Source organism: Planctomonas deserti, from assembly GCF_003067705.1.
Lineage (GTDB): Bacteria > Actinomycetota > Actinomycetes > Actinomycetales > Microbacteriaceae > Planctomonas > Planctomonas deserti.
In genome coordinates this window covers 1-700 of record NZ_QANL01000056.1, presented here as the reverse complement: position 1 = coordinate 700, position 700 = coordinate 1, and the positions used below count along the sequence as shown (strand labels likewise).

General features: G+C 63.4%; 1 protein-coding gene and 1 pseudogene. Both read right to left on the bottom strand.

Annotated features, from left to right (window positions below):
- On the bottom strand, positions 1 to 331 hold a 331-nt coding region (locus DAI20_RS19495), incomplete at its 3' end, for an EAL domain-containing protein (RefSeq protein WP_240606142.1).
- Between the two features lie 15 nt (positions 332 to 346).
- Positions 347 to 694, bottom strand: a pseudogene (locus DAI20_RS19490) (CSS-motif domain-containing protein); the annotation flags it as partial.
- Positions 695 to 700 lie beyond the last annotated feature (6 nt).

The following is a 700-nucleotide window of genomic DNA, read 5'->3' as shown; positions in this document are numbered from 1 at the left end:
TCATGGCACGGGCCAGCACGTATCGAAAAAGATCAGGACTCAGGCCGAATCGGTGGGCGATGGGCACGAAGATGGCCGGCGGGATTTCATCGTCTCCCGGCGGGCGCCAGCGGCTGAGCGCTTCAAATCCCACGAGCTCCCGCGTGCCAATTCGACGCAGTGGCTGGTAGGCCAGTTCGATCTCGCTGCGCTTCAGTGCAAGCACCAACCGTTGCTGGATGGTTTGCCGAGCCGTGATTTGGTGTTTGATCAGCAAGAACGCGAGCAAAAGCCCTACCGAGGGACCCGCTGACAGGATGGTGGTGAGCAACGCCGAGGGCAGTTCGGACACCACGTGCCTAGGGCTGGTAACGAACGCGCAAACGTCGGCCACCCGGCTGCAATGTTGAGCTTGGACGAGAGACGGGGTGCCGACGCGGCTGGTCGGGGACAAGGTGCGGAATGTAAACGATCGGTCCTTCGTTTCGATGCTGATGGAGCTGCTGCGCGCAGGGTCCAAGCTCTCGAAGGCAGACGGGGAGGACACGGTGAATGTGTCGCCTTGGGCGATCAGATTGGACCCGGTGTAGGGGGAGCCAACGAGATCCGATGCGTGCCAAAGCCGGACAGCGCCGCTGGAGAAGCGTGGGGCGGGGAGGGTGTAGGGGCGCGAGCGCCCCCAGAGAGCGCTGCAGACAAGGCGTCCGTCTCGGATGCGACC